12 protein-coding genes and 1 pseudogene are annotated in these 18,854 nt (G+C 71.1%); 9 read left to right on the forward strand and 4 right to left on the reverse strand.

Annotated elements, in window-relative coordinates; all coding sequences use genetic code 11:
* Positions 1-9 precede the first annotated feature (9 nt).
* The 7 genes from BT364_RS04420 to BT364_RS04450 all read left to right on the forward strand — a co-directional run bounded on the left by BT364_RS04420 (position 10) and on the right by BT364_RS04450 (position 9,689).
* The gene (locus BT364_RS04420; protein WP_072483763.1) at positions 10-813 is read left to right on the forward strand and encodes an ABC transporter ATP-binding protein; all 804 of its coding nucleotides are present in this window, start codon (positions 10-12) and stop codon (positions 811-813) included.
* A complete protein-coding gene (locus BT364_RS04425; protein ID WP_256259584.1) occupies positions 810-2,159 on the forward strand; it encodes an ABC transporter permease in 1,350 nt (449 codons plus the stop codon). The genes BT364_RS04420 and BT364_RS04425 overlap by 4 nt, the downstream gene beginning before the upstream one ends.
* Positions 2,156-2,779: a hypothetical protein gene (locus BT364_RS04430; RefSeq protein ID WP_072483764.1), complete on the forward strand. Its 624-nt coding sequence runs from the start codon at positions 2,156-2,158 to the stop codon at positions 2,777-2,779. The genes BT364_RS04425 and BT364_RS04430 overlap by 4 nt, the downstream gene beginning before the upstream one ends.
* Positions 2,780-2,877: 98 nt before the next feature.
* On the forward strand, positions 2,878-3,570 hold the full coding sequence (locus BT364_RS04435; protein ID WP_072483765.1) for a spermidine synthase family protein: 693 nt from the start codon (positions 2,878-2,880) through the stop codon (positions 3,568-3,570).
* 224 nt (positions 3,571-3,794) lie between these two features.
* The gene (locus BT364_RS04440; protein WP_018521091.1) at positions 3,795-4,532 is read left to right on the forward strand and encodes a response regulator transcription factor; all 738 of its coding nucleotides are present in this window, start codon (positions 3,795-3,797) and stop codon (positions 4,530-4,532) included.
* The gene (locus BT364_RS04445) at positions 4,529-5,605 is read left to right on the forward strand and encodes a HAMP domain-containing sensor histidine kinase (RefSeq protein WP_072483766.1); all 1,077 of its coding nucleotides are present in this window, start codon (positions 4,529-4,531) and stop codon (positions 5,603-5,605) included. Before BT364_RS04440 ends, BT364_RS04445 begins: the two co-directional genes overlap by 4 nt.
* A 259-nt stretch (positions 5,606-5,864) precedes the next feature.
* A complete protein-coding gene (locus tag BT364_RS04450; protein ID WP_072483767.1) occupies positions 5,865-9,689 on the forward strand; it encodes a multifunctional oxoglutarate decarboxylase/oxoglutarate dehydrogenase thiamine pyrophosphate-binding subunit/dihydrolipoyllysine-residue succinyltransferase subunit in 3,825 nt (1,274 codons plus the stop codon).
* 105 nt (positions 9,690-9,794) lie between these two features.
* On the opposite strand, the pseudogene BT364_RS42545 reads toward BT364_RS04450, so the two are convergent.
* Positions 9,795-9,915 (reverse strand): annotated as a pseudogene (locus BT364_RS42545) (IS30 family transposase); the annotation flags it as partial.
* A 154-nt stretch (positions 9,916-10,069) separates the two neighbouring features.
* Between BT364_RS42545 and BT364_RS04455 the strand changes: the two are divergent.
* Together BT364_RS04455 and BT364_RS04460 are read left to right on the forward strand one after the other, a co-directional pair.
* The gene (locus tag BT364_RS04455; protein ID WP_072483768.1) at positions 10,070-10,843 is read left to right on the forward strand and encodes a GntR family transcriptional regulator; all 774 of its coding nucleotides are present in this window, start codon (positions 10,070-10,072) and stop codon (positions 10,841-10,843) included.
* A complete protein-coding gene (locus tag BT364_RS04460; RefSeq protein WP_256259585.1) occupies positions 10,840-12,126 on the forward strand; it encodes an MFS transporter in 1,287 nt (428 codons plus the stop codon). The genes BT364_RS04455 and BT364_RS04460 overlap by 4 nt, the downstream gene beginning before the upstream one ends.
* A gap of 52 nt (positions 12,127-12,178) precedes the next feature.
* Here the strand turns inward: BT364_RS04460 and fxsT are convergent, their stop codons facing one another.
* From fxsT to BT364_RS04475, 3 genes are all read right to left on the reverse strand, one after another.
* Positions 12,179-15,040 carry an FxSxx-COOH system tetratricopeptide repeat protein gene (fxsT, locus tag BT364_RS04465; RefSeq protein ID WP_079179342.1) on the reverse strand — a complete coding sequence of 954 codons (2,862 nt, stop codon included), beginning with the start codon at positions 15,038-15,040 and terminating at the stop codon, positions 12,179-12,181.
* Positions 15,041-15,672: 632 nt separating this feature from the next.
* Entirely contained in the window at positions 15,673-17,013 is a 1,341-nt protein-coding gene (locus BT364_RS04470; protein WP_072483771.1) for a CHAT domain-containing protein, read from the reverse strand.
* Positions 17,003-18,853 carry a hypothetical protein gene (locus BT364_RS04475; protein WP_072483772.1) on the reverse strand — a complete coding sequence of 617 codons (1,851 nt, stop codon included), beginning with the start codon at positions 18,851-18,853 and terminating at the stop codon, positions 17,003-17,005. The genes BT364_RS04470 and BT364_RS04475 overlap by 11 nt, the downstream gene beginning before the upstream one ends.
* Position 18,854: the final 1 nt, after the last annotated feature.

The raw sequence follows: 18,854 nt of genomic DNA on the forward strand, positions 1-18,854 counted from the left end.
CGTGAACGCATGAGCGGCACCGAGGCCGTGAACACGGTCGAGGTCAGGGCGCTGACCGTCCGGCACCGCAGGACGACCGCGCTGGACGCCGTCGACCTCGACTTCGCGCCCGGCGTGCACGGGCTGCTCGGACCGAACGGCGCGGGCAAGACCTCGCTGATCCGGGTGCTCGCCACCGTCGCGGCGCCGTCCGGCGGCCGGGTGGAGCTGCTGGGCGAGGAAGTCGGCGCCGGGTCGGACCACCGCGGCCGGGCGGCGGTCCGGCGCAGGCTCGGCTATCTGCCGCAGGAGTTCGGCTACTACCCGGGCTTCACGGTCCGCGAGTTCGTCTCCTACGTGGCCTGGCTCAAGGAGATGGACGCGGCGGCGGTCCCGGCGGCCGTGGAACGCGCGGTGGACCGGGTGGGCCTGGCGGACCGGATCGACGCCCGGGTGAAGACCCTGTCGGGCGGCATGGTGCGGCGCGTCGGCATCGCCCAGGCGATCGTCAACGATCCGGACCTGCTGCTGCTCGACGAGCCGACCGCCGGCCTGGACCCGGAGCAACGGGTCGAGTTCCGGGCGCTGATACGGGAGCTGGGCCGCAGCACCACCGTGATCGTCTCGACCCACCTGGTCGAGGACGTCGCCGCGGCCTGCACCGATGTCACGCTGATCGAGGCGGGCCGGATCGCGTACCGGGGCACGACGCGGGAGCTGACGGACCTCGGCGGCACCGGGGACGGCGGAGCGGAGCGGCCGGACGGCAACCCGATCGAGCGCGGCTACACCTCCGCACTGCGGGCGCACCGGGCGGCGGTGGCGAACCGATGACGACCTCCGCCATGCCCGGAAAGACCTCCTCCGGAAAGACCTCACCCGGGAAGGCCTCGCCCCAAATGCCCAGGGCCCGCACCGCTCTGCGGACCGAACTCCGGCGCGGGATCGCCCCCTGGACGGGCCTCGCCGTCGCCCTCACCCTCCTCGTTCCGCTCTGGAGCAAGGCGGCCCAGTGGCAGGGAAGCTGGGGCGAGACGCAGACCCAACTGCATCTGGCGGCGGTGCTGCTCGGCGGCCCGCTCGTCGCCGCGGCCGCCTGCTGGCAGGGCGGCCGGGAGCACCGCCGACGCACCTCCGAACTGCTGCTCTCGGTCCCGCGGAGCCGGCTGGCGCAGGTGACGACGGCCGCGACACCGATCGTGCTGTGGGCGACGGCCGGGTACCTGCTCGCGCTGGCCGTGGTGTTCGCGGCGACGGCTCCGTACACCGGGGCAGGCGGTCCTTCCTTCTCGGTCGTCGTCACGGATCTCGGTCTCCTCCTGTCCATCGGCTTCGTCGGCTTCGTGGTCGGGCGGCTGGTGCGGTGGCGGCTGATCGCCCCGGTGCTCGCGGCCGTTCTCTACGTGCTCCTGGGGGCCCCGGGCTATGTGGAATCGGACGCCCGGTTCCTGAGCCCCGGCGTGCGGTACACGCTGTCGGGGTGGGTCCCGGTGTGGTGGCTCGCGCCGGTCCTGCTGACCTGGACGGGCGGCATCGCCGCCACCGTGCTCGTCGCGTACGCGGCCCGGCGGCGCCTGCTGGCCGTCGTACCGCTCGCGCTGGCGGTCGCGGCCGGGGCGGTGATCGCGCCGACGGGCGAGAACCTGTTCCGGGACGACCCGACCGCGACGCGCAGGGTCTGCTCGGCACCGGCATCCGGCACACCGCAACTCTGTGTGAAGGCGCCCGACGCCCCGGTGCTGCCCAGTGTGTCCGCTGCCCTGGCCGGCATGTTCTCGCGCCTGGAGGGAGTCCCGGGCGCACCGGTCGGATACGTGGACTCCGAGTTCGACCCGAAGGACGACGAAGCCGCCCTGGCCCATGTCATGCGCGGCTGGAGCGTCACGCGGAACAAGCTGACCGATCCTCGGTCGTACGCCTCGGAAACCGCCCTGGGCCTGGCGAACCGCGACTGTCCGAGCGGCTTGGCGAGGAGCGACCGCAAGGGGATGAAGCGGGTGGCTCTCACGGACGACGCCGTACGCACCTGGCTGGCCGGCGGAGACTCCACATGGGACCCGGAAGCCCGCCCCCTCGTCACCCGTCTCAAGGCCATGCCGGATGCCGGCCGCAAGGCCTGGCTCGGCCGCTACCTGGCCACCCGGAAGAGCTGCACGCCCGCGGAGGTACCGGCCCTGTGAGCGCTCGTCCGGCCCCCGCGGCTCTCCCGCTCCTCTACATCCGCTCCCGCGCCCTCCCCCTCACCGCCGCCACTCTGACCTGCATCACGCTCGTCGCCGCATGGGCCGCCCACTGGCTGCAGGACCAGCCGTACTTCGACCACACCGCCCGCGTCCCGGTCGTCGTGCTGGCCCCGCTGCTCGCCTCCGCCGCGATCGGCACCAGCCTGCACTCGCACTCCGACGAGCTGGACCGGACCGCCGTGGGCCGCTGGTGGCCGCGCCGGCTGCTGCATCTGCTGGCGCTGACCGCGCTGACGGCCGGGGCGCTCGCGGCGGCGGTCCCGGGGCACCCGGAGGCGTTCGGTGTGCCGGCCATGGTGCGCAACGTGCTCGGTGCGACCGGGGCGGCCGCGGCCTCCGTCGCGCTGCTCGGTGCCCGGCTGAGCTGGCTGCCGATGACGGTCTACGGCGGCGCCGTCTACCTGGCGGCGCCCCGCCCCCCGGGCGGCGCGGCGGCGGTGTGGGCCTGGCCGATGCAGCCGGGCCCGCAGGGGGCGGCGTGGGCGGTGGCCGTGACGGCGTACGTGGCCGGGGCGGCGCTCCTCACGGTGCGCGGCGCGCGCCCGGAGCGCGGGTAGCCCTGCGGCGGACGGATCCGGCAATCCGCTGGCCTCCGGCCACGGAGACCGGACAGGATGGCGGGGACCGTGTCCGCCATCCACCGGAGACCCGCACCATGCCCGACATCCACCACTCCGACGCTCTCACCCCCGTCACGCTCGACCGCCGCGAAGGCCCGTACGGCGAGGTCGTTCTGCGGGAGCGGGGTGACGACTTCGAGATCATCGCCAACGGGTGCTTCCTGATGGACACCTCGGACGGGCGCTCGGAGCGGCTCCTGATCGACGCGGCGCTGGCCGCCCTGCCCGCGGGCCGGCCCGCCCCTTCGGTGCTCATCGGGGGGCTCGGCGTCGGCTTCTCGCTCGTCCGGGCCGCCGCCGAGCCGCGGTGGGGGCGGATCGTCGTGGCCGAGCGGGAGCAGGCGATCGTGGACTGGCACCTGGAGGGGCCGCTGGCCGCGATCTCCGGTGCGGCGCTCGCCGATCCGCGGACCGGGATCCTGACGACGGATCTGGTCGAGTACCTGAGTACGACTACGGACCGTTACGACGCTCTGTGCCTGGACATCGACAACGGGCCGGACTGGACCGTCACCGAGGACAACACGAGCCTGTACTCCCCCGCAGGTCTCGCGGACTGCCGGGAGCGGCTGACGCCGGGCGGCGTTCTCGCAGTGTGGTCCGCACAGCCGTCCGCCGATTTCGAACAGGCCCTGCGGAATGCCGGATTCGATGGGGTAAGAACCGAAGAGGTCAATGTTGCCCGAGGTGTGCCCGACGTGGTGCATCTCGCACTTCGGACAGACTGAGATTCCCCCACCGGGTATCACCGCCCCCGGACGCCCGGGGGCCAAGCGTCACAAGCCCGACACTCCGCCACTTCCTCACGCCCGAGGCGTTACACCCTGCGTAGCCGAGAGCAGTCCGCTGCCTTTACGCTGCTGACCGGTAACGGGATCACCCACGAAATCCACAAGCGAAGACCGTGCGTCCGGGGGAATGGCCCCCGTGAGAACGGGGCAGGGGCGGGGCGATGGAACAGACACACACCACCCAGACCGGCGTCGCGGCCACCCCTGGCGCGCAGCGCCGGGTGCTGGTGGTCGAGGACGACGCCACGATCGTCGATGCCATTTCCGCCCGGCTGCGGGCCGAGGGCTTTCTGGTGCAGACCGCACTCGACGGTCCGGCGGCGGTGGACGCGGCCGAGGCGTGGCAGCCGGATCTGATGGTGCTCGACATCATGCTTCCCGGCTTCGACGGCCTGGAGGTCTGCCGCCGCGTACAGGCCCAGCGGCCGGTGCCGGTGCTGATGCTGACCGCCCGGGACGACGAGACGGACATGCTGGTCGGCCTCGGCGTCGGCGCCGACGACTACATGACCAAGCCGTTCTCGATGCGCGAGCTGGCGGCCCGGGTCCACGTCCTGCTGCGCCGGGTCGAGCGCGCGGCGCTGGCCGCGGTGACGCCGCGCAGCGGGATCCTGCGCCTGGGCGAGCTGGAGATCGACCACGCGCAGCGCCGGGTCAGGGTGCGCGCCGACGACGTCCACCTCACGCCGACCGAGTTCGACCTGCTGGTCTGCCTGGCCAATACGCCGCGCGCGGTGCTCTCCCGGGAGCAGTTGCTGGCCGAGGTCTGGGACTGGGCGGACGCCTCCGGCACCCGTACGGTCGACAGCCACATCAAGGCGCTGCGCCGGAAGATCGGTGCGGAGCGGATCCGTACCGTGCACGGTGTGGGTTACGCCCTGGAGACCCCGGCTCCATGACCCGGCCCGGTTCCGGACTGCGTCCTTTCTCGGTCAAGGCCAAGATGAGCACCCTCGTCGTGGTCTCGGTGTTCATCACGACCGGGCTGCTGATGGTGGCCGTGCGCACCAGGACCGAGCTGCGGTTCATCACGGTGTTCTCGGTGATCGCGACCCTGCTGATCACCCAGTTCGTGGCGCACGGTCTGACCGCGCCGCTGGACGAGATGACCACGGTGGCCCGCTCGATCTCGCACGGCGACTACACCAGACGGGTGAGCGGCGCCGACCGGCGCGACGAGCTCGGCGACCTGGCCCAGACGATCAACCGCATGGCGGACGATCTGGAGGCCGTGGACCGGCATCGCAAGGAGCTGGTCGCCAATGTCTCGCATGAGCTGCGAACACCCATCGCGGCGCTGAGAGCCGTGCTGGAGAACGTCGTGGACGGGGTGTCCTCGGCCGATCCCGAGACGATGCGTACCGCGCTGAAGCAGACCGAGCGGCTCGGCCGGCTGGTGGAGACGCTGCTGGACCTGTCCCGCCTGGACAACGGAGTGGTCACGCTCAAGGCCCGCCGGTTCGAGGTGTGGCCGTATCTGTCGGGCGTGCTGAAGGAGGCGAACCTCGCCGTCTCGCACCGCCGGCTGTCGTCCGGCTCCGGGAACCACACGCGCAAGGACGTCCATCTTCATCTGGACGTGTCGCCGCCGGAGCTGACCGCGCACGCGGACGCGGAACGCCTGCATCAGGTGGTGGCCAATCTGATCGACAACGCCGTCAAGCACAGCCCGCCGCACGGCCGGGTCACCGTACTGGCGCGGCGCGGGCCCGGACCGGAGTCCCTGGCGCTGGAGGTCCTGGACGAGGGACCGGGCATTCCGGAGTCCGAGCGGCACCGGGTCTTCGAGCGTTTCAACCGCGGCGAGGTGCCCTCCCCGCACGGCCCGGGCAGCGACGGCGGTACGGGCCTCGGCCTGGCGATCGCCCGCTGGGCGGTGGATCTGCACGGCGGACGCATCGGCGTGGCCGAATCCGTTCGCGGCTGCCGCATTCAGGTCACTCTTCCGGGGGTACCGCAACCGCGAGGTTGACATAGGGTTCGAACCGGAAGGACGCGTTCTATGTGTTCCGTTCAGGGGGGGTACGACCCAGGGGGCCGTAGCCGCGGTCCCGCATACCCAAAGTGAAGCGGAACTGTGCATGTTTCCCGCCAATTCCTGCACCGAAACCCGCCTTCCAATGTGACTTGCGCGACGAAGACCGGCCCGGCCTGCGTGGAACGGCTGGGGAGGCGTAGCCTTGATTTCCGCTGTCCATCACCTTGTGAAGCGGAAGAGGGCGGTTGCCGCCGTGTCGTCTCAGTCCCCCAGTAACTCGAGCATCTCGACCGACCAAGCCGGCCCGGGTACGAACCCGGCCGCGGCTTTCGGGCCCAATGAGTGGCTCGTCGACGAGATCTACCAGCAGTACCTCCAGGATCCCAATTCGGTCGATCGCGCCTGGTGGGACTTCTTCGCCGACTACAAGCCGGGTACGTCCGGCACGGCGGACAAGCCCGTTCCCGGCGCCCCGGCAACAGGAGCTGCGGTGACCCCGGCCCCGGCCGCACCCGCACAGGCCACCCCGGCGCAGACCCCGGCTCCGGCCGCCCCCGCCCCGGCTCCGGCGCCCGCACAGGCCGCCCCCGCCGCCGCTGCTCCGGCAGCCCCGGCCGCCCCGGCGAAGGCCGCTCCGGCTCCGGCCGCGAAGGCCGCCGCGCCCGCCCCGGCCAAGGCCGCGGCAGCGCCGGCCACCGAGGCCCCGGAAGGCCCCGAGTACGTGACGCTGCGCGGCCCCTCCGCCGCCGTCGCGAAGAACATGAACGCCTCGCTGGAGCTGCCGACGGCCACGTCCGTCCGTGCCGTCCCGGTGAAGCTGCTCTTCGACAACCGCATCGTCATCAACAACCACCTCAAGCGCGCCCGGGGCGGGAAGATCTCCTTCACGCACCTCATCGGGTACGCGATGGTGCAGGCCCTCAAGGCCATGCCGGCGATGAACCACTCCTTCGCGCTGAAGGACGGCAAGCCGACCCTGGTCAAGCCGGAGCACGTGAACCTCGGCCTCGCCATCGACCTGGTGAAGCCGAACGGCGACCGCCAGCTGGTCGTCGCGGCCATCAAGAAGGCCGAGACGCTCAACTTCTTCGAGTTCTGGCAGGCCTACGAGGACATCGTCCGCCGCGCCCGCAACGGCAAGCTCGGCATGGACGACTTCACCGGGGTCACCGCCTCGCTGACCAACCCCGGCGGCATCGGCACCGTCCACTCGGTGCCCCGCCTGATGCCCGGACAGGGCCTCATCATGGGCGTCGGCGCGATGGACTACCCGGCCGAGTTCCAGGGCACCTCGCAGGACACCCTGAACAAGCTGGGCATCTCCAAGGTCATGACGCTGACCTCGACGTACGACCACCGGGTCATCCAGGGCGCCGCCTCCGGCGAGTTCCTGCGGATCGTCGCCCAGCTCCTGCTCGGCGAGAACGAGTTCTACGACGAGATCTTCAAGTCGCTGCGCATCCCGTACGAGCCGGTCCGCTGGCTCACGGACATCGACGCCTCGCACGACAACGACGTGACCAAGGCCGCGCGGGTCTTCGAGCTGATCCACTCCTACCGGGTCCGCGGCCATGTCATGGCCGACACCGACCCGCTGGAGTACCGCCAGCGCAAGCACCCCGACCTGGACATCACCGAGCACGGCCTCACCCTGTGGGACCTGGAGCGGGACTTCGCGGTCGGCGGTTTCGCCGGCAAGTCGATGATGAAGCTCCGCGACATCCTCGGTGTGCTGCGCGAGTCGTACTGCCGCACCACCGGCATCGAGTTCATGCACATCCAGGACCCGAAGCAGCGCAAGTGGCTCCAGGACCGGGTGGAACGCCCGCGCGCCCAGCAGCCCGAGCGCGAGGAGCAGCTGCGCATCCTGCGCCGGCTGAACGCCGCCGAGGCGTTCGAGACGTTCCTGCAGACCAAGTACGTCGGCCAGAAGCGGTTCTCGCTGGAGGGCGGCGAGTCCGTCATCCCGCTGCTCGACGCGGTCATCGACTCCGCCGCCGAGGCCCGCCTCGACGAGGTCGTCATCGGCATGGCCCACCGCGGCCGGCTGAACGTCCTCGCCAACATCGTCGGCAAGTCGTACGCCCAGATCTTCCGCGAGTTCGAGGGCAACCTCGACCCCCGGTCGATGCACGGCTCCGGCGACGTCAAGTACCACCTGGGCGCCGAGGGCACCTTCACCGGTCTGGACGGCGAGCAGATCAAGGTCTCGCTGGCCGCCAACCCCTCGCACCTGGAGGCGGTCGACCCGGTCCTGGAGGGCATCGCCCGCGCCAAGCAGGACATCATCAACAAGGGCGGCACGGACTTCACCGTCCTGCCCGTCGCGCTCCACGGCGACGCGGCCTTCGCGGGCCAGGGCGTCGTCGCCGAGACGCTCAACATGTCGCAGCTGCGCGGCTACCGCACCGGCGGCACCGTGCACGTGGTGATCAACAACCAGGTCGGCTTCACCGCCGCCCCGGAGTCCTCGCGCTCCTCGATGTACGCCACCGACGTGGCGCGCATGATCGAGGCGCCGATCATCCACGTCAACGGCGACGACCCCGAGGCCGTCGTCCGCGTCGCGCGGCTCGCCTTCGAGTTCCGCCAGGCGTTCAACAAGGACGTCGTGATCGACCTCATCTGCTACCGCCGCCGCGGTCACAACGAGGGCGACAACCCGGAGTTCACCAACCCGCAGATGTACACCCTGATCGACAAGAAGCGCTCGGTGCGCAAGCTGTACACCGAGTCCCTCATCGGTCGCGGCGACATCACCCTGGAAGAGGCGGAGCAGGCGCTCCAGGACTTCCAGGGCCAGCTGGAGAAGGTCTTCGCGGAGGTCCGCGAAGCCACCTCGCTGCCGGCCCCGGCGCACACCCCCGAGGTCCAGCCCGAGTTCCCGGTCGCCGTGACCACCGCGATCTCCCCGGAGGTCGTCAAGGTCATCGCGGAGTCCCAGGTCAGCATCCCCGACCAGATCACCGTTCACCCCCGCCTGATGCCGCAGATGCAGCGCCGCGCGTCCTCGGTGGAGAACGGCACGATCGACTGGGGCATGGGCGAGACCCTGGCCATCGGTTCGCTGCTGATGGAGGGCACCCCGGTCCGCCTCGCCGGTCAGGACACCCGCCGCGGCACCTTCGGCCAGCGCCACGCGGTCCTCGTCGACCAGGTGACCGGCGAGGACTACACCCCGCTGCTCTACCTCTCCGACGACCAGGCCCGTTACAACGTCTACGACTCGCTGCTCAGCGAGTACGCGGCGATGGGCTTCGAGTACGGCTACTCGCTGGCCCGTCCGGAGTCGCTGGTCGTCTGGGAGGCCCAGTTCGGTGACTTCGTCAACGGCGCGCAGACCGTCGTCGACGAGTTCATCTCCTCGGCCGAGCAGAAGTGGGGCCAGACCTCCGGCGTCACGCTGCTGCTGCCGCACGGCTACGAGGGCCAGGGCCCGGACCACTCGTCCGCCCGCCCGGAGCGCTTCCTCACGCTGTGCGCGCAGAACAACATGACGGTCGCCATGCCGACCCTGCCGTCGAACTACTTCCACCTCCTGCGGTGGCAGGTGCACAACCCGCACCACAAGCCGCTGATCGTCTTCACCCCGAAGTCGATGCTCCGCCTCAAGGCGGCCGCGTCGAAGGTGGAGGAGTTCACCACCGGCGGCTTCCGCCCGGTGATCGGCGACGACTCGGTGAACCCGGCCGATGTCCGCAAGGTCGTCTTCTGCGCCGGCAAGGTCTACTACGACCTGGAGGCCGAGCGCACGAAGCGCGGCGTCACGGACACCGCGATCATCCGTCTGGAGCGCCTGTACCCGCTGCCGGGTGCCGAGCTCCAGGCCGAGATCGCCAAGTACCCGAACGCCGAGAAGTACCTCTGGACCCAGGAGGAGCCGGCCAACCAGGGCGCCTGGCCGTTCATCGCCCTGAACCTGATCGACCACCTGGACCTGGCCGTCGGCGCCGACGTCCCGCACGGTGAGCGCCTGCGCCGCATCTCGCGCCCGCACAGCTCGTCCCCGGCGGTCGGCTCGGCCAAGCGCCACCAGGCCGAACAGGCCCAGCTGGTCGCCGAGGTCTTCGAGGCCTGACCGGTCGCTGTACCCGGTCCGAAGGGGCCGCCCCCACGAAGGGCGGTTTCCAGGGTCGTTGCAACACGTGGTCGCGCTGATCGGGCCGCGAACTGTTTCTGAAAAACGCTCGGCTGGGGTTTCCCAGCCGAGCGTTTTGCATGGGCGGCCGTTGAGTTCGGCGGCGACTGCGTCGAGGTGTTCGCGGCTGGTGGACGGTCAGGTCAGTGCTCTTGGGGAAGTGCTGAGCCTTTCCGGGCTTTCGCGTATTTCTACTCCAGCAGCTTTCACCGGGTGCAGTAGCTTGCCAACACCCCTCAGGGCCTGTCCGACCCTGATCCGCCGGACAGGCCCTGAGGGCTGACCAGCCGCCGCAGCGTGGAACAACCGGAGGATCGCCCATGCCCCGAGAGGCGCCGTATCTCGCAGTGGCCGACGTGCTGCGCGCACGGATCCTCGCGGGAGAGTGGCGGATCGGGGAGCGCCTGCCGTCCCGGGCGCGGCTCGCCGAGGAGTACGGGGTCGGGCGCAACGTCATGCAGAGGGCCATGGACCGTTTGATCATCGACGGTCTCCTTGAGGGACGTGCCGGATCGGGCACCTACGTCCGCATGCCGCGCGAGCGCCTGCGACTGGTCCGCTCGCGGCACCGCGAACGCCGGGAGACCTCTCCCACCTGGCCCGACAGAAGAGAGCGGGGCAGGGCAGACGCCTGGGATTCACACAGCCAGGTGCGCGTCCCCGCCCCCGGGACAATCGCCGAGCGGCTCGCCATCAGTACCGGAGATCTCTGCGTCAACACGCATTACGAGTTCCTCGCCGGCGGGCAACCCGTCCAGCTTTCCGAATCCTGGGAGCCGATGGCTGTTACGGACGGAACACCGATCGTGCTGCCCGAGATGGGCCCCCTGGCGGGAAAGGGGGTGGTTGAGCGCATGCGCTCCATCGGCGTGGTCATCTCGACCGTGGTCGAGATTCCGCGCCCCGCTCGCGCCACCCAGGCGCAGGCGAACCTCCTGGGGATCAGCGTGGGGGACCTCGTGCTTCAGATCGAGCGGACCATCTACGACACGGACGGACGTCCGGTGGAAACGGCCGACATGGTCATTCCGGACGTGCGCCGGGAAGTGGTCTATGAGTTCGGGGTCGACCGCCCGTATTCATTGAATCCATGAGACAGACATCGCAAATCCGACAGCGGGGTATTCGAATGCCAAAATCCTCCCGGCTCGGCCTCCTGCGCGATCGGGACTTCGGGCGATTATTTGCTGCCACCGCACTCGGTCAACTGGGCGACCGCATCATCTTTCTGGCCTTGCCCCTGGTCGCCATCGCCGCACTGCGCGCCGACGAGTTCCAGGTCGGATTGCTGACCTCGATGACCACGGCAGGATCGCTCCTGGTCGGGCTGCCGGCAGGTGCCTGGGTGGACCGCATGCGGAAACGATCGGTGATGATCAGCACGGATCTCGTTCGCGCACTGACCCTCTTGACGATACCGGTGGCGTGGTGGGCGGGCCTTCTCACCCTCTGGTGGCTCTACGCAGTCGCCTTGGCTCATGGAGTGTTGACCGTTTTCTTCGACGTCGCGTACGTCAGCTATCTCCCACATCTGGTGGGACGCAGCAAGCTGGTGGAAGGAAACTCAAAACTGTCAACAATGCGCTCGGTGACCAGTATCAGCGGGCCGACATTGGCCGGGCCGCTGGTCGGCCTGGTCGGAGCCCCTGCAACGCTTTTGGTGAGTTCGGCCGGGATGGCCCTGTCGGGGCTGCTCGCGATCACCATCCGGAAACGCGAACAGAAGCCGGAGCGAAGTGAGCACCATCAATTGGGCCGAGAGATCAAGGAGGGATTGAAGTTCGTCCTAAAACACTCCGCCCTGCGCGCAATAATGCTCGGAGACGCAGTATTCAACCTCTTCCTGATCATGTATCAGAGCATGTTGCTGGTCTTCCTGGAGCGGGAGATAGGTCTTCAGCCCTTCGGTATCGGCCTCGTTCTGTCAGGAATGGGCTGCGGCGCCTTGCTGGGCGCGCTGTTGGCAACCACGGTCGCCACGCGGGTCGGGCAAGGTCCGGTCATCTGGCTCGCGTCACTGGTCACCTGTCCGTTGACCGTCCTCATGCCATTGGCGCGACCAGGTTGGAGCGTGTATGTGGCTGCGATCGGACTCGCAGCCCTTTCACTGGGCGGGGTCGTCCGCGTTGTGTCCCAATCAAGCTTCCAACAGGCCATGACACCGGATCGGCTTCTGGGCCGGATGAGCGCAACGACTCGATTCGTATCCTGGGGCGGCATTCCTCTTGGCGGACTTCTGGGCGGGGCCTCGGGCTCTGTATTCGGAGCAACAGGCACCTTGTGGATCGGTGCAGCCGGTATGACGTTGAGCGTTCTCCCTAATTTCCTGTCACCGCTTCGGACAATGCGCACATTGCCCACGGAGAAGGCCCCCTGAGGGTCCCTTCGACGTGTGCGGCGGGCAGCCGGGCCGGCGGGGCGCAGCCCGTTCAGACGATCTGGGGTTCGAAGTCCCAGAAGTCCGGGCCCTCGGCGCGTTCCCGGTCCTCCGCCTGCCGGTGTGCCACGGTGAGCGGGTGGTCCGTCCCCAGCAGCGCCGCCGCCCGCCGGCCGTTCGCCCGGCCCAGTTCGTACGCCTCGCCGGCCCGTCCGCTCCTCATCCGGATGATCGTCGCGTTCAACGCGCATCCGATGGACCAGGGGTGTCCTTCCCCCAGCGTCTCGGCCATCAGGGAGCCGGCACGCTCGATCTCCTGGCTCGCCACGTCCCGCTCCCCCAGCGTCCAGCGCATCAGCCCGAGGTTGCCCTTCGTACCGATGGTGTACGGGTGTTCGTCGCCCAGCATCGACCGGTACCCCGCCACCACCTGCTCGTGCAGCAGCAGGGCCCGGTCCGGGTCCCCCGCCCGCCGCTCCGCACAGGCCGCACTCGCCGTGATCAGCAGGAGGAGCGGATGGTGCTCGCCGAGGAGCCGCAGACAGTCCCGCCGCACCCGGGCGAGGGCGGACCGGGCGGCGGCCGGATCACCCGCGAAGTAGCGGCAGAGCGCGAGGTTGTGCTGGGCGCGCAGGGTCTGCGGATTGTTGGCGCCGACCGCCGCCAGATGCCTGCGGACCGTCTGTCCCAGGGCCTCCTCGGCTTCGCGGTGGTGTCCGAGCAACCGTAGGTCGATGGCGCAGTTGAGTTCTGAGTACAGGGTGGCGGGGGCCTGCCCGCCCAGCACGGATCGCCGCAGGGCCAGAGTGCGCCGGTCCTGCTCCAGCGCCTCGCCGTACCGGCCGAGGAGCCGCAGGGACACCGCGAGGTTGTTGTCCGCGTTCAGTGTGCGGTAGTCCTCCTGGCCGAGAACGGTGAGGTAGCGGTCCCTGATCGAGGCGGAGAGCCGTAGCGCCTCGTCGTAACGGCCGAGGCCCCGCAGGTCGGCGGCGAGGCCACCGGCGGCGCGCAGGTGTTCCAGATCGTGTTCGCCGTGTTCGGCCGCGAGGTAGTCGGCCGCCGCCCGCTCCACGCGTTCGCTCGTCCGGTAGTCACCGATGGCGCGGAGCAGGTTGGCGTAGTGGTGACCGAGGTCCCAGATCCGGGGGTGGGTCGCGCCGAGCAGGGCCGTCCAGGAGGTCATGGCCGGTTCCGCGAGCCGGATTCCGCTGCCGTACTCGCCCGAGAGGTACATGTAACGCAGACAGTCGAGGACGAGGTCCTGCACCGCGGGCGCTGTGCTCTCCAGCACCTCCGCCCACTTCAGGTGCGGGGTGAGCGCGGCGTACGTGGTCCACATCCGTACGTCGGAGGGTTGCCCCCTGTCGACGGCGGCCAGCGCGCCGCGGGCCGCGTCGGCGCAGGCCGCGTGATCGGCCGCGGTCAGTTCGCCCCGCATCATGCGGTGGACCATGCGGTGCATGTGGAGAGCCCGGTGCGGGTCCGCCGCCCCCCGGCCCGGGGGCACCGTGGTCTCCAGCCTGACGACCGAGTAGCGCAGCAGCTGCTGGACCGCCTGGTCGAGCCGGTCGGGGTCGGTGAGCGCCTCCAGGCCGACGACGGTGTCCCAGGCGACCTCGTGCAGCAGTCGCAGAGGGATGGAATCGGGGGCGAAGAAGCTGCACAGGCGCAGCAGACCGACGGATTCCGGGACGGTTTCCTTGAGCTTGTTCAGCAGTATCGACCAGGCGGTCTGGAAGGCGAGCGGGAAGTCGGCGGAGACCTTGACGACATCCTGGTCGATGCCGCCTTCGAGGAGTTCGATGTACTCCTCGACGGACATGTCGGAGTCGTTGAGCCAGCCGGCCGTCTGGTCCAGGAGCAGCGGGAGGTCTTCCAGGGCCTCGGCCAGCCGGCCGGAATCGTACGGCGTCAGACGCGGTGCGCGGCGGCGGATGAAGGCGACCGACTCCTCGCGTTCGTAGACCGGGACCTCGACGAGGTTGCTGTTGTGCTCGCTCCACTCCGGGTTGCGGGAGGTGATCAGGACATGCCCGGGGCCGGTCGGCACCAGGTCCCAGATGTGTTCGGGCTCGTCCGCGCCGTCCAGCACCAGCAGCCAGTGGGAGTGCGGTTCGCCGCGGCGCAGCGCGTCGCGGACCGCACGCAGCCGCTCCCCGTACTCGGCACCCGTGGACAGCCCCAGTTCGGGGGCGAGTTCGGCGAGCTTCTGGCGGTAGAAGGACCGGCGGTCGGCGGGCACCCACCACACCACGTCGTACTCCGAGCCGAACCGGTAGACGTACTCCGCCGCCAGCTGGGTCTTGCCCACACCGGACATGCCGTGCAGAGCCACGACCCCGGCACCGGGGCGGGCCTCGTGCAGTGCCTCGTACGTCGCTGCCAGCAGCTCGTCGCGACCGGTGAACCGGGTGTTGCGGCGCGGCACCCCGCCCCACACCTCCGGGACATCGGCCGGATACCGCGGCCCCTGCCTGGCCCCGACGGCCTCGGGCAGCGGGTCGGTGGGCAGGCCCAGGCGGGCCAGGAGCCGCCGCTCGGCCTCCTCGGCCCCGACGCCGAACAGGTCGGCCGCGCCGAAGGCCGAAGCGGCGCCGGGCAGCGCGGACACGGTGACGCAGACGGCGGCGAAACGGTCGGGCTCGGCGGCGACGACCTCGCGCAGCGCCCTGTTCCACTCCTCATGACCGCGCGGCCCCAGCTGGAAGTACCAGTCGCTGAGGACCACCAGCACCCGGCCCCGGGAGAGCGTCAGATCGCGCAGCGAATCCTCCAGCGGGACCTCCACCGGAGGGTCCCAGCGCTGCTGGACCACCGTCACCCCGCGCCGCTCCAGGCGGTCCCCGATCCACGCCGCCCACGCCCGGTTGAAACCGGCGAAACTGATGGTGACGTGGTCCACCGGACCGGGCATGGTGCGCGGGACCGGGGGCCCCTCGAAGGGCACGAGGACACCGGCGTCCGCCGCGCCGTCCCCGGTGCCCTCGGTCCGCTCCTCCTCCGGCCAGGCCCTCGCGGCCACTTCAGGCTCCCTCGCCCGGTCTGCGAGCCACAGCGCGTCGGCCGGATCGCTCTGCGGCCACCCGGGCGGTTCCGGGTCCTCGGAGGCGGGTGGCTGGGCGGGGACGTATCCGAGGACCGCGACGACGTCGTCCGGGGCGCCCTCCGCCTGCCGGGTGATCCGGCAGGGCAGGGCGGCCTTACGGACCGGCGTCCCCCACTGGTTGGTGAGGGTCAGCCACAGCTCGGCGGGCCCGGTGGCCCGGCCCGCGGTGACGACGAACCGGGCCGGGCCGTACGTGCCCCCGTAGCGGTGCAGTACGAGCGCGGGGTCGTCGAGCACCTCGCAGACGAAGTGCCGTCCCCCGTCCAGCGCGACGGTGAAGGTCAGCTCCTCGTCCTGGTACGGCCAGGCGCCCGGGTCCTCCTCGCCCTGCGGCCCGAGCGGACCGCGCAGGTCGACGGTGACGAGGTAGGCGCACCCGGCCTCGGCCTCGCGGGGCCGGCTGACGACGGGTTCGATGAGCAGGGTCGGATCGTCGCCGTTCACCGTGCGTCCCCTTCCCCGCCCGTCGCCGTGCCGGGGCGTGGTCCGCTGAGACTGAGCGTGCTGAGCGGATGCCCGTAGTACTGGAACATGAGGCTGTACAGCAGACGCAGGACGGGCCTCTGTCCGTCCACGTTCAACCGTCCTTCGTGGAGGGTGCGCGGCAGGTTCGTCAAGGGGCCGAACTCGTCCAGCGCGCGGGCCCGGAAGAGGCGCAGCGAGTCGGCGACCGGCCGCCAGGGTTCGGCCGCCAGGATGCCGACGAGTTGCCCGATGAGTTCGCGTGCCTCGCTGTCGCCGACCTGTCCGGCCGCGACGACGCAGCCTCCGGCGCCCTTGCGGAGGAAGAGTTCGGCGAAACCCCGCAGGTCCGTCTCCCCCAGCCCGGTGTTGCGGACGAACCTGGCCGAGTGGCAGGCGTTGAGACAGACCATCGAGTGGTCCTTGTCGAGCACCGTCATCGGGCGGTCGTCGTACTCGGCCCAGGTCACCTCGGCGAGAGTGAGCGCGTCGACCCGGTCGTCGTAGGTGCCGTGGGCCGCCATGTAGACGAGGCCGACGGGATCGGCCGGACATCCGTCGAGCTCGTCGAGGAAGCCGTCGATCGTCAGGTGCGGGCGGTGCGCGTACCCCTGGAAGACCGCCATGTCGGCCCGCATGTCATGGATGTGCCGTACTCCGTCGCGGTACGGGCGGGCCGGGCGCGCGTCGTGGAAGTAGTAGCCGAGCACATCGCCCGCGGCCGACACGGACGCTTCGGGCAGCACCAGTTCGGTGCTGCGGATGGTGAGCCACCGGGTGACCGCGACGAGGGCTCCGAGCAGCCCTTCCCCCAGCCCGACGGCCGGGTCGGCCGGCAGCCAGAACGCCTCCCAGGGAATCTCGTAGCCGGTGTCGTCGTGGATGGTGACCTGGAGCGCGTCGCCGTGCACCGCACGGGCCCGGTTGATCCAGGCGGCGAGCCGCCGCTGGTTGTGGGACCAGTGCCGGATGTCGCGGAGCAGTTGGGAGGGGGCGGGGCCGTCGCCCAGGGCGTTGCCCAGACCGATGCCGGTGGGGCGCAGCTGGGTCGGCCCGGTGGTGTACGGGAACGGGGGGATGCCTTCGCACCAGGCGCTGACGCCGAATGCCTGGGCGCCGCCGTGGCATTCGTGGTGCGGGACGACCGTGATGCGGGCGGTGTGCGGCGGGGGCCGGCTGTCGGCGTCGGCCTCCGTGAGCCCGAGCCGTTCGCGCAGTCCGGTGCGCACCCCGGCCGGTACGGGGGTCCTGGCCAGCCGTCGGCCGGTGGCCACGGAGTTCTCCAGCAGGCGGCGGAGCCCCGCGGATTCACCGCCCACGGTCGGCCGCCTCGTGCTCCGGCCTGCCCATGACCACTCTGCCGTCGAGGGCCTCGGCCAGCAGATGGGGAAGCTCCGGGTACGGCTGCCGTCCCGGGTCGATGACCAGGCTGTGCAGCCGGGTCCGGTCCATGCCGCTGATCCGGCCGGCCGCGGCGAGCGCGTCGTCGATCCCGGTGCGGCCCACGGCACCGCGTCCGGCCGCGCCGCGCCGGCTCGCGGCGAGCGGGACGTTGCCGCGCCCGTCGGTCACCACGACCAGCAGCGCTTCCACCAGGCCCGCGCGGTGGTGCCGGAAGGCCCGGCGCAGGGTCTGTTCGGCCAGCTGCAGTCCGTGGGCGAGCGGGGTGGCCCGGCCGGGCTGCCGGGCCAGAGCCGCGGCGATCCGCGGGGAGCGGGTGGACAGGGCGGTGAAGGACTCGGCCCGTACCTCGTTCGGTGCCCCGCGCCCGCCGACTTCGACCACATGCACCGGGGCGCGGGTGACATACGCCCATTGCAGGAACGGGTCGAGTGCCGCGTGCCAGTCCCAGTCCTCGCGGCAGGTGTGGTCCAGGACGAGGGTGAGCATCCGGACCGGTTCCGGTGCCCGGACGTACCCGCGCAGATCGCCCGGCAGGATCACCAGGCGCGCGCTCCGGTCCCGTACCGCCCGGTACTTGGCCGCTTCCATCGCCGTGCGCACGGGCGCCAGGTCCCACAGGTCCCGGGCGGGGCGTACCCCGACGACGGGGCCGCGCGCGGCCCGGGGGCCGGTGGTGCGCCGGGCCGGGGTGCGCAGGGGCGAGTCCTCCGGCGGCGGTCCGGCGGTGTCTTCCGGGTACGGGGTGTCGGTGGTCGGCCAGGGGCCGGCCGCGCGTCCCGACCCGATGCGCTCGGCGGGTCCGGGTTCCAGGACGGGCGTGCCGGGCGCGGGGCGCCGGTCGGGCCAGGGTCCGGGGAGGATGCGGGCCCCGGCCCGCGCGGTGTCGACGGTGTCGGGCCCGGGAGGGGGTTCGGCGGACGGGCGCCGGGCGCCACGCAGGCGGAGGAGGCGGGCGGCCGCTTCGGCGTGGTCGGCCGTGATGCGTTCGGCGCCGTCGAGGCGGGCCAGGGCGCGGGCGGTCCGGGACAGGGCGAGGGCTCTGCGCTGGCCGGTGCCGTCCTGGTCGTCGAGGAGTTCCAGGACCCGGGCGGCGAAGTCGTCGGCGGGGTGGAGGGGCGTCCGGGGCCCGGTGGAGCGGGCCCGGTCCAGGGCCTGGGTCCAGGTGGCCGGGAGGGGACCGAGCGGGGTGTCACCCGGCCGGATGCGCAGTTCGGGGACGGTGAGGCGGAGCGGGAAGCGGTCCAGGAGGTGCGGGGAGACGCGTGGGACGTCCTCCGTACGGCAGACGGCCAGCCAGCGGGCCGCCGGCCGCCAGCGGCGGCGCAGCCCGGATTGTTCGACGGTGGCGACATCGGCGCCGAGGAGCTGTACGGCAGCTCGCTTCCCCGGCACGCTGAGCCTGGCGAGGTCGGGGACGACGACGAGGGACGGACCGGGCACGGGTTCGGTGAGCGGTCCGGGGTCCAGGGCGAAGTCGATGCCGTGCGGACCGCGGCTCACCCGGGGCCGTGACCACAGGTCCTCGTCCGTGGTGGCGGCGGTGAGGGCAGTGCGGGGGACGGGCGTACCGGTGGGACCGGCGAGCAGCCGGTCGAGGACGGCGGCGACGGTGGCGAGGTGCGCGTCGGGGAGGTCGAACAGCAGCACCCCGGGCAGTCCGGGCTCGACGGCGGCGCAGACCAGTGCGGTGAGCAGTCGCCGGGGGAGTTCGTCGGCGTCCGAGGCGGGCAGGGGCCGGGGTAAGGATGCGGACATC

Source organism: Streptomyces atratus, assembly GCF_900119365.1.
GTDB lineage: Bacteria > Actinomycetota > Actinomycetes > Streptomycetales > Streptomycetaceae > Streptomyces > Streptomyces atratus_B.

Excerpts from the sequence above, each read along its gene's own strand:
- BT364_RS04445 (WP_072483766.1), top strand. The coding sequence starts at position 4,529 with ATGACCCGGCCCGGTTCCGGACTGCGTCCTTTCTCGGTCAAGGCCAAG.
- BT364_RS04440 (WP_018521091.1), top strand. The coding sequence starts at position 3,795 with ATGGAACAGACACACACCACCCAGACCGGCGTCGCGGCCACCCCTGGC.
- fxsT (WP_079179342.1), bottom strand. The coding sequence starts at position 15,040 with ATGCCCGGTCCGGTGGACCACGTCACCATCAGTTTCGCCGGTTTCAAC.
- BT364_RS04425 (WP_256259584.1), top strand. The coding sequence starts at position 810 with ATGACGACCTCCGCCATGCCCGGAAAGACCTCCTCCGGAAAGACCTCA.
- BT364_RS04475 (WP_072483772.1), bottom strand. The coding sequence starts at position 18,853 with ATGTCCGCATCCTTACCCCGGCCCCTGCCCGCCTCGGACGCCGACGAA.
- BT364_RS04435 (WP_072483765.1), top strand. The coding sequence starts at position 2,878 with ATGCCCGACATCCACCACTCCGACGCTCTCACCCCCGTCACGCTCGAC.
- BT364_RS04420 (WP_072483763.1), top strand. The coding sequence starts at position 10 with ATGAGCGGCACCGAGGCCGTGAACACGGTCGAGGTCAGGGCGCTGACC.
- BT364_RS04460 (WP_256259585.1), top strand. The coding sequence starts at position 10,840 with ATGAGACAGACATCGCAAATCCGACAGCGGGGTATTCGAATGCCAAAA.
- BT364_RS04455 (WP_072483768.1), top strand. The coding sequence starts at position 10,070 with ATGCCCCGAGAGGCGCCGTATCTCGCAGTGGCCGACGTGCTGCGCGCA.